Source organism: uncultured Nitratireductor sp. (assembly GCF_913053745.1).
Lineage (GTDB): Bacteria > Pseudomonadota > Alphaproteobacteria > Rhizobiales > Rhizobiaceae > Nitratireductor.
Window position 1 is genome coordinate 1 of record NZ_CAJXGF010000166.1, and the last position, 9,034, is coordinate 9,034.

10 protein-coding genes and 1 pseudogene are annotated in these 9,034 nt (G+C 61.3%); 8 read left to right on the forward strand and 3 right to left on the reverse strand.

Annotated elements, in window-relative coordinates; all coding sequences use genetic code 11:
* The 5 genes from QZ638_RS20175 to QZ638_RS20195 all read left to right on the forward strand — a co-directional run.
* On the forward strand, positions 1–671 hold a 671-nt coding region (locus QZ638_RS20175; RefSeq protein WP_295813692.1), incomplete at its 5' end, for an alpha/beta hydrolase.
* Between the two features lie 31 nt (positions 672–702).
* Positions 703–1,161, forward strand: a complete 459-nt coding sequence (locus QZ638_RS20180; RefSeq protein ID WP_295813693.1) for an SRPBCC family protein — start codon at positions 703–705, stop codon at positions 1,159–1,161.
* Between the two features lie 21 nt (positions 1,162–1,182).
* The gene (locus QZ638_RS20185) at positions 1,183–1,587 is read left to right on the forward strand and encodes a nuclear transport factor 2 family protein (RefSeq protein ID WP_295813694.1); all 405 of its coding nucleotides are present in this window, start codon (positions 1,183–1,185) and stop codon (positions 1,585–1,587) included.
* Positions 1,559–2,224, forward strand: a complete 666-nt coding sequence (locus QZ638_RS20190; protein ID WP_295813695.1) for a DUF899 domain-containing protein — start codon at positions 1,559–1,561, stop codon at positions 2,222–2,224. Before QZ638_RS20185 ends, QZ638_RS20190 begins: the two co-directional genes overlap by 29 nt.
* Positions 2,224–3,528, forward strand: coding sequence for a serine hydrolase (locus QZ638_RS20195; RefSeq protein ID WP_295813696.1), 1,305 nt, complete (start codon positions 2,224–2,226; stop codon positions 3,526–3,528). Before QZ638_RS20190 ends, QZ638_RS20195 begins: the two co-directional genes overlap by 1 nt.
* A 3-nt stretch (positions 3,529–3,531) precedes the next feature.
* Here QZ638_RS20195 and QZ638_RS20200 read toward each other — a convergent pair whose 3' ends face one another.
* The gene (locus tag QZ638_RS20200; RefSeq protein ID WP_295813697.1) at positions 3,532–4,623 is read right to left on the reverse strand and encodes an AbrB family transcriptional regulator; all 1,092 of its coding nucleotides are present in this window, start codon (positions 4,621–4,623) and stop codon (positions 3,532–3,534) included.
* Positions 4,624–4,769: 146 nt separating this feature from the next.
* Here QZ638_RS20200 and QZ638_RS20205 point away from each other — a divergent pair, with 146 nt between their 5' ends.
* The 3 genes from QZ638_RS20205 to QZ638_RS20215 all read left to right on the forward strand — a co-directional run bounded on the left by QZ638_RS20205 (position 4,770) and on the right by QZ638_RS20215 (position 5,802).
* On the forward strand, positions 4,770–5,120 hold the full coding sequence (locus QZ638_RS20205) for a metalloregulator ArsR/SmtB family transcription factor (protein WP_295813699.1): 351 nt from the start codon (positions 4,770–4,772) through the stop codon (positions 5,118–5,120).
* A gap of 58 nt (positions 5,121–5,178) precedes the next feature.
* The gene (locus tag QZ638_RS20210) at positions 5,179–5,316 is read left to right on the forward strand and encodes a hypothetical protein (RefSeq protein ID WP_295813701.1); all 138 of its coding nucleotides are present in this window, start codon (positions 5,179–5,181) and stop codon (positions 5,314–5,316) included.
* Between the two features lie 63 nt (positions 5,317–5,379).
* Entirely contained in the window at positions 5,380–5,802 is a 423-nt protein-coding gene (locus QZ638_RS20215; RefSeq protein ID WP_295813703.1) for a YciI family protein, read from the forward strand.
* On the opposite strand, the gene QZ638_RS20220 is transcribed toward QZ638_RS20215, so the two are convergent.
* Entirely contained in the window at positions 5,803–6,684 is an 882-nt protein-coding gene (locus tag QZ638_RS20220; RefSeq protein WP_295813705.1) for a cation diffusion facilitator family transporter, read from the reverse strand.
* Between the two features lie 61 nt (positions 6,685–6,745).
* Positions 6,746–8,948 (reverse strand): annotated as a pseudogene (locus tag QZ638_RS20225) (anthranilate synthase).
* Positions 8,949–9,034: the final 86 nt, after the last annotated feature.

Sequence of the window (9,034 nt, forward strand, 5' to 3'; positions counted from 1 at the left end):
ATCGCGACACCGGCCTTTCAACCAACTACGAACCCGGCAACCCGCCCTACACGATGGACGACATGGCCGAGGACGCGATCCGCATCCTCGACGCCTATGACATCGAAGATGCACATGTGGTCGGCATGTCGCTTGGCGGAATGATCGCCCAGATCGCCGCGCTCACGCATCCCGAGCGTGTGCGGACACTGACCTTGATTTCAACTTCGCCCATGGGGATCGACACATCCGATCTGCCGCAAACCAGCGCCGCCTACATGGAACACGCGATGGCCGGTGAAAAGGTGGAGTGGAGTGACGACCGGCAGGTTATCGATTTCATCGTCAAGGACACGAAGATGATCGCCGGCACCGCACATCCTTATGACGAAGCGCGCGCCAGAGCGCTGGTGGAGCGCGACGTGAAGCGCGCGAAAAACTTCGTCAGCGCAACCAATCATTTCATGCTGAAGGGTGGCGAGAGCTTGGCCGCGGGGCTTTCGGAGCTTGAAGCGCCCCTTCTCGTCATCCACGGCACAGCGGATCCGATTTTCCCCATCGAACACGGTGCCTTGCTGGCCGACACAGTGGCGCAAGCGCAGCTCGTACGCCTCGAAGGCGGGGGCCATGAGATACACCCAGCCGACTGGCCCCAAGTGATAGCGGCAATCGCCACACACACGCAAAACTGACCAACGAAACCTTGTTTTCAAGGAGAGCGCCATGACCAAGCGCAGCACACAGCACGAGACGTTCACCATCGAACGCTTCTACCCTCAGACGCCGGAAACGGTCTTCGCAGCCTTCGCCGACGAAGCGATCAAACGCCGTTGGTTCGTCGAGGGCGAGGGCTGGGCAATCGAAGAGTACACGCTCGATTTTCGCATCGGCGGCTTCGAGCGCAGCAGGTTCCGCTTCAAGGACGGATCCGTCGTCACCAACGACACGGTCTATCAGGACATCGTTGAGAACGAACGAATCGTCCTCGCCTACTGGATGTCCGTGGATGGTCAGCCGCTGTCCGCATCGATGACAACGATCGAGCTGAAACCGGAAGGTACGGGCACACGTCTCACCTATATCGAATACGATGTGTTCTTCGAGGGTCTGGACACGCCGGAGAGCCGCGAAAGCGGGTGCCGCGCCCTGCTCGAAGCGCTGGCTGCCACCCTCGACGCCTGAACGACAAGCGGAGGATCAATCATGCCGGAACGCACAGACATCGCCCGCGCCGTCTTCGAAGCATACCGCACGAACGATCGGGCCCTACTCGAGAGGCTGTTCGCAGACGGATTTTCCTTCACCAGCCCCTATGACGATGCCATCGACAGGAAGACCTATTTCGAACGTTGCTGGCCGGAAAGAAAACGCATCGCGGCACATTTTTTGGAAGAGGTTGTCGAAACCGGCGGGCGCGTCTTCGTCTTGTATCTTTGCCACCTCACCCATGGCAGGCAGTTTCGCAATGTGGAGACCTTCGACTTCGACAACGACCGCATCCGCGCCATCCATGTCTATTTCGGAGCAGCTTATCGCGACGCCCCGTTCGAGAATTCGCACCGACCGAAGAGGAACGACAATGACAGCCCCCAGGATCGCAACCCGTGACGAATGGCAAGCAGCGCGCGACGCCCTGCTTGTGAAGGAAAAGGAACTCACCCGCGCCCGCGACGCGCTGGCTGCCGAAAGGCGCCGGCTGCCCTGGGTCGAGGTGGAAAAGGACTACGCCTTCGAAGGGCTCCACGGCTCGGCGAGCCTGGACGATCTTTTCGAGGGACGGCGCCAGCTCATCGTCTACCACCACATGCTGAAACCCGCCGACCCGGCCCCGTGCTCCGGCTGTGGCATGTTCGTCGACAATGTCGGGCATCCTGCACACCTGAACGCCCGCGACACGACCTTCGCACTGGTTTCGAAAGCTCCGATCGGGGAAATCGAAGACTTCCGCAGAAGAATGGGCTGGCCGCATCCCTGGTATTCGGTGCAGAACAGCACCTTCAACGAGGATTTCGGTGTGACGGACGGCTTCGGGCTCAATGTCTTCATTCGCCGGGATGGCCGGATTTTTCACACCTATTTCACCTCCGACCGCGGCATAGAAGCGCTGGGGAACAACTGGACGCTTCTCGACCTCACCCCCTTCGGCCGCCAGGAAGAATGGGAAGACGCGCCGCAGGGGACGCCCCAAACGCCGCCCTATCAGTGGTGGCACCTGCACGACGAATACCCGGAGGGAACACGATAATGACCGATCAAAGGCTTCTTGCCCGCCGCGACCTGCTCAAGCGCGGTGCGGCGCTTGCACTGCTGCCAGCATTCGGAACAAAGGCCCACGCAATGAAGAATGCGCTTTCGCCACAGGCTCTGGATACGCTTCAAAGCGCCATGGAAACACACGTGGCCGACGGCAACATCGCGGGTGCAACCTGGCTGATCCATTATGACGGCAAGGATCACACGGGCAGCGCCGGCACCTTCGAGATGAACGGAGCCGGTGCGCCGATGGCGCGCGACACGATTTTCCGTGTCGCCTCGATCACCAAGCCGGTGACCGCAGCTCTGGCGATGATGCTGGTTGATGAAGGCACGTTGACGCTCGACGGTCCGGTCGACGAGCTGTTGCCGGAACTGGCGGATCGCCCTGTCCTGAAACGCATCGACGGGCCTCTCGACGACACGGTTCCCGCCGACGGCCCCGTGACATTGCGCCATCTCCTGACCATGACCTTCGGTCTCGGCGCCATCATGGTGTTTCCGGAAGCCTATCCCATCCAGACGGCGATGCGCGAAGCGGGCGTCGCACCGAGCTGGGTGTTGCCGAAAATGTCGGCCGACGCCTATATGAAAAAGCTCGCAGAACTGCCGCTCGCGGCACATCCGGGCGAGACCTTTTTCTACAACAATGGCCTCGACGTGGCGGGTATCCTGATCGAGCGCGCGACCGGGCAGCGGCTTGGAACGGTGATGAAAGAGCGGCTGCTCGCCCCACTCGGCATGAAAGATACAGACTTCTTCGTGCCGGCTGAGAAGCAGGATCGCCTGCCGATGCAGTACGGCCCGGATTTCGCAAACGGCGGCACTGCCATCATTGCGTTCGGGCCCGAACAGGGCATCGATTTTTCAAGCCCGCCGCCGATGGATTCAGGCGCGGGCGGGCTGGTGACGACGGTGGACGACTATGCCGCCTTCTGCCGAATGATGCTCAATGACGGCGCATGGAACGGCAAGCGCTATCTGAGGGCCGAAACCGTTGCCGAGATGACGCGGGACCAACTGACGCCGGCGCAGAAATCGGCACCCAATGCCGCCATGTTCATGGACGATGGCGGGGCTGGCTGGGGGCTCGGCATGTCCGTGGGTCTGAAGAAGACGCGGCCATGGCTCACGCCCGGCAGCTTCGGCTGGAACGGCGGCTACGGCACCACGGCCTATACCGATCCGCAGAACGGGCTGATCGGTATCTTCCTCAGTCAGCAGATGATGAGCTCGCCCGAACCGACCAAAACCTATGTCGATTTCTGGACAAAAACCCATGAGGCAATCGGCTGATGTTCAGCCGCCCGCCCATCGCGCCACCACCCGGCTGATGGGCGGGCCGGCCAGAAGCACGAAGAGAAAGCGCGCCATCTGCACCGCCATGATGAAAGACAGATTGACGTTTTGCGAAGCGGCGGCGGCGATGATGGCGACGGAATCCATGCCGCCGGGACTTGTCGCGAGATAGGCGGTGAGTGGATCAATCCCCCATTCCACATGCAGGAACCAGGCAAGCGCACCACAAATCGCCATCAAGGCAAGAATTGAAACGACCACCTGTGGCAGCGCCTTGAAGGCCGTGCGCAAGAGCGCGCGGTCGAACTTGAGGCCGATGGTCCAGCCAACCATCATATAGGCCGCCCCCATAAGCCATGGCGGAAGCTCAAAGACAAACCCGCCGCCAAGATGCACCAATGCACCGGCGAGCATGCCCCCGAGGAAGAAGGGCGCCGGCAGACGAACCACCGTGCCGAAAAGACCGCCGACAACGGCCGTCGCCAGCGTGACGGTGAAGGCAACGAGATCGAGCGGCGGGAACCAGACCGTCTCCGGCACCTCAACGCCGGACGTATCGACCCAAAGGCGGGCAATGAGCGCGGCGGCGACGGTGACGAAAATCACCCGCAGATACTGCATGAACGCCACGAGCCTGGCATCCGCTCCGAACGCGCCCGCCATCAGCACCATGGCCGTGGCCGCGCCCGGAGCCGATCCCCAGACCGCGGTTGTTCCGGGCAGGATCTTCCAGCGGCTGACGAGAAACCCGAGAAAACTGCTGGCCACGACCGTCGCCAGAACCGCAAGCAGGAGAATCGGCCAAATGTCCACGAACGAAGCCAAAATCGCCGGTTCGAGCGAGCCGCCAATCAAAAGCCCCACCAGAGCCTGCGCCGCAGAGAATGCGATTGCGGGCACGCGAATTCCCGCGCCAAGCGCTCCAACAACGACCGCCGCAAGCATGGGTCCGATCAGGAGCGCCGCCGGCAGCGCGCCATAAAGCATCACGCCGGCAAGCAATGCCGTGAGAACGATCAAAAACAGCCATTGAAGAACGGGAGACTGACGCGTGAGGGGGCCCTGAAAGGAAGTCTGCGGAGTGCTGTCCATCAAGCTGCGTCCTGAATTTATGCCCTGACGGCATACAGGATCGCGCCGTGCAAGGGAATGTCTGCGACAGCAACGCACGGATATGCAGTGCTTGACTCTATATATCTCAATGGATATATAACTAAATAGATATATAAGAGGACGCCATGCAGACCGATCAACTGGATGCGACATTCGCGGCACTGGCCGACCCGACGCGACGGGCAATACTTGCCCGTCTCGCCACGAGCGAGGCAACCGTAATGGAACTGGCTGAGCCTTTCGCCCTGAGCCAACCGGCGATCTCCAAGCACATCAAGGTGCTTGAGAAAGCGGGCCTCGTCTCGCGCAGCCGCGACGCACAGAAACGTCCCTGCAAGTTGGAAGCCAAACCTCTGGAAGCGGCGACCGAATGGCTGGAGACCTATCGTCGCTTCTGGGAAGCGCGATATCAGAACCTCGATGCGCTTCTCGACACCCTCAAGAAAATTCACCACCCTCCTGAAGGAAATAGCTGAAACCTGCCGGAACGAGACCGCAACGCTCGTCCATGGAGGACACAATGGGATCGGTGTCTTGCTTAGCACGCTCGGTGCCATCGCCATGTGGGATTTCGGCATGCACTGGTATCCGATCGCGCTCATCGTCAGCAGCCTGCCTTGCGCCTGGATTGCCGGCAGGCTCTATCTCGCAGGCACAGCGAAAACATCATAGCCTTGTCGGATTGCGCTAACGTCATCCGTCCTTCGTCGGTCAAGAACAGCCAGGAGCACCCCCATGCGCTACATGATGCTTATGATCCCCAAGGGATATGAGACGGCCGGCCCGGAACTCGACCTTCCGGCCGACGCCGTGGCCAAAATGATGGCTTACAACGAAGAACTGCGCGCCGCCGGCATTCTCGTGGGACTGGAGGGCCTTCATCCGCCATCAACCGGCGCACGCGTTTCCTTCGCCAGCGGCGAACCCGTGGTGACCGACGGGCCGTTCATCGAGGCCAAGGAGGTGCTGGGCGGGTACTGGATCATCGACGTGCCGACACTTCAAGACGCCATTCAATGGGCCAAACGCTGCCCCGGCTCACCCAACGAAACCATCGAGATTCGCAAGATCCAGGAGATGGAAGACTATAGCGAGGATGTTCAGGATATCGTGAAAGGGTATCCGGATGTTCTGGAAAAGGGCATCGACCGCGGCTGATCAGGCGAATTTCGCCTTGTGCGCCGGTTCCACATGAATGGTGACCTCCGCGCCAGGCCGCGCTTTTTCCAAGGCCCCTTCGATGCGGTCGCAAATGCGGTGCGCAGTTTCGACCGTCATACTCGATGGTACCACGAGATGAAACTCGATGAAGCGGGCTCGGCCCGCTTCGCGTGTTTTGAGATCGTGGAATTCGAGTGCGCCCTCGTTGTTGTCGGCGATGACGCGTTCGATTTTCGCAAGTTCTTCCGGTTCGACCGATACATCCATGAGGCCCTGAACGGAATCGCCCACCAGATGCCAGCCGTGCCACAGGATGTTGACCGCGACCACCAGCGCCATGACCGGGTCGAGCCAGAGCCAGCCGGTGACCACCGCAAGGACCAGGCCTGCGATCACACCCACGGAGGTGACGACGTCGGTCCACAAATGCTTTCCATCGGCGACCATTGCAGGCGATCGCGCCTGACGTCCCGTCGAAATGAGCAGCCAAGCCCACAATCCGTTGCCGACCGCGGCCAGTGCGTTAACCAGAAGGCCGACGACCGGCGCTTCGAGCGGACGCGGGTTGAACAGAGCCAGCCCGGCCTCGCGCATAATCAGAAGCGCCGCAACGACAATCAGCACACCTTCCAGAACCGCGGAAAAATACTCCGCCTTGTGATGGCCATAGGGGTGGTTTTCATCGGCCGGCGTGTGAGCGATGCGCAGCGCATACCAGGCCACGCAGGAAGCCACCACGTTGACGACCGATTCCATCGCAGCGGAGAAAAGCGCTACGGAATCGGTGAGCCACCACGCACCCAACTTCAACGCGAAAATGCCCAGCGCCACGAAAATGGACCAAAGTGCGATGCGCTGGAGCTTGCCGTTGGACGGCATGACGGTTCCTTTCATCGAGGCCCTGTCCCTCCGGGCAGGACGACAAAGCGGCTTTCGCTTGTCAGGCCGCTTTCACGCGCGCCTTGCGCGGCAAGTGCGCCACCACGTTCTCGATCATGCGCATGCCGGCATTCTGTCCAAGCGTCATGATCGATTCGGGATGGAATTGCACGGCCGCGACAGGCTCGTCCTCATGTTCCACGCCCATCACCACGCCATCCTCGGTCTCGGCCGTCACCATGAACGCAGACGGCATGCGCACCGGATCGGCGAAGATCGAATGATAGCGCCCCACCGTCACTTCGGCGGGAAGACCGGAAAACACAAGGCTGTTGCCGCTGGCGAATGCGCGAGGGCTTGCCGTGCATGGGCTCGGCAAGCTGACGCAGTTCGCCGCCATAAGCCTCCACAAGCGCCTGCAGTCCGAGGCAGACGCCGAAGATGGGCAGCGCGCGCTCACGGCATTTGGCGATGGTGGCCTTGCAGTCGAAATCCTCCGGCCGCCCCGGTCCCGGCGACAGGACCACCAGATGCGGTTCAACACGGTCGAACACCGCATCGGCCACGGGCGCACGCACCGTCACCACCTCCGCGCCCGTCTGGCGGAAATAATTGGCAAGCGTGTGCACGAAGGAATCCTCGTGATCAACGAGCAGGATCTTCACGCCCTCTCCGACACGAGCGCTGGCACGCATTTCATTTTCCATATTCGTTTTCCCGGCATCGCGTATCGCAGACAGCATGGCCGACGCCTTGAGTTCCGTTTCGGCCTCTTCCTCCTGCGGATCGGAATCGAACAGAAGCGTCGCCCCTGCCCGCACCTCGGCAACGCCATCCTTGATACGAATGGTGCGCAGCGTCAGACCGGTGTTCATGTCGCCATTGAAATGCACCATGCCGATGGCCCCGCCATACCAGGCACGCGGGCTCTTCTCGTTTTCCTCGATGAAGCGCATGGCCCACAGTTTCGGTGCGCCAGTGACCGTGACGGCCCAGGCATGGCTCAGGAAAGCGTCGAACGCATCCATGCCCTCACGTAACCGTCCCTCGATGTGATCGACGGTGTGAATGAGACGCGAATACATCTCGATCTGACGCCGCCCGATGACCCGCACCGAGCCCGGCTCGCAAACCCGGCTCTTGTCGTTGCGGTCGACATCCGAGCACATGGTGAGCTCGGACTCATCCTTCTTGGAATTCAGGAGCTTGATGATCTGCTCGGCGTCGGCGATGGCGTCGTCGCCACGCTTGATGGTTCCGGAGATCGGGCAGGTCTCGATCCGCCTTCCGGTCACCCGCACGAACATCTCCGGCGATGCGCCGACGAGGTATTCCCGCTCACCCAGATTGATGAAGAAAGAATAGGGCGACGGGTTGATCCGCTTCAGCCGGCGCGAAATCTGCGAGGGGCGGCGCTCGGCACGCTCCATGAACATCTGGCCCGGCACCACCTCGAACAAATCGCCCCGGTGAAAGCTCTGCTTGGCCTTCTCGACAAGGCGAGCATATTCGCCGGGCTCGTGATCGCCGCGTGGCGGCTTTTCGGCAGCCGGCTCAAATGCCTGACGTGCACCCTCACGCCGCAGGCCCGCGGTCGAAAAGCCCTCCCCCGCATAGTCGTAACGGTCCTGCCAGGCTTTTGCCGCATGATGGTCGACCACGAGGATCTCGTCGGGCAGGTAGAGCACGAGGTCACGCTGGCTCTCGGGGCGTTCAAGAGTCTGTTCGATCGGATCGAACTGGAAGGCGAGATCGTAGCCGAACGCGCCGTAAAGGCCGAGATTGGCATCGTGGTCGGTGTGGAAGAGGTCCGTGATCGCGCGCAGCACCGTAAAGACCGTCGGCGCACGCGAACGTTCCTCCTCGGAAAAGACACGTTGGGGCTCGGCCACCGTCAGTGCAAGATGGGCGTTGTCGCGGTCGCCCACCGTCACCGCGTCGAGCGCAGCGACCGTATCGGCAACAAGCGGCAAGAGCGCAGCGCCACGCCCGTTCAATGCCTCGATCTTCATATCGCGGCCGCGCGCAGAAACCACCAGCGGCGGATCGATAATCGCCGTGTCCCAACGTGTGTAGCGGCCCGGATATTCGTAGTTGGACGACAGGATCACGCCCGGCTGCGTGTCGAGCATGCCGGTATAGTCGGAGATCGCGGTGCGGTAGTCCGCCTCGCGGCGATACCGCCGGACGGTCACGCCGCCGCGCGTCACATAGGTCAGGTCGGGCTCGGCCTTCGCCGTGTCGTCTGCCGACCGTTCGATCATCGTCATTGTCCCTGTCCTTTCTTTCGGCGCCGGACAGCAAAAAACCGCCAGCGCTCATGCACTTGGCGGTTCCGATTTCTGACACG

Excerpts from the sequence above, each read along its gene's own strand:
- QZ638_RS20180 (WP_295813693.1), top strand. The coding sequence starts at position 703 with ATGACCAAGCGCAGCACACAGCACGAGACGTTCACCATCGAACGCTTC.
- QZ638_RS20185 (WP_295813694.1), top strand. The coding sequence starts at position 1,183 with ATGCCGGAACGCACAGACATCGCCCGCGCCGTCTTCGAAGCATACCGC.
- QZ638_RS20190 (WP_295813695.1), top strand. The coding sequence starts at position 1,559 with ATGACAGCCCCCAGGATCGCAACCCGTGACGAATGGCAAGCAGCGCGC.
- QZ638_RS20195 (WP_295813696.1), top strand. The coding sequence starts at position 2,224 with ATGACCGATCAAAGGCTTCTTGCCCGCCGCGACCTGCTCAAGCGCGGT.
- QZ638_RS20200 (WP_295813697.1), bottom strand. The coding sequence starts at position 4,623 with ATGGACAGCACTCCGCAGACTTCCTTTCAGGGCCCCCTCACGCGTCAG.
- QZ638_RS20205 (WP_295813699.1), top strand. The coding sequence starts at position 4,770 with ATGCAGACCGATCAACTGGATGCGACATTCGCGGCACTGGCCGACCCG.
- QZ638_RS20215 (WP_295813703.1), top strand. The coding sequence starts at position 5,380 with ATGCGCTACATGATGCTTATGATCCCCAAGGGATATGAGACGGCCGGC.
- QZ638_RS20220 (WP_295813705.1), bottom strand. The coding sequence starts at position 6,684 with ATGCCGTCCAACGGCAAGCTCCAGCGCATCGCACTTTGGTCCATTTTC.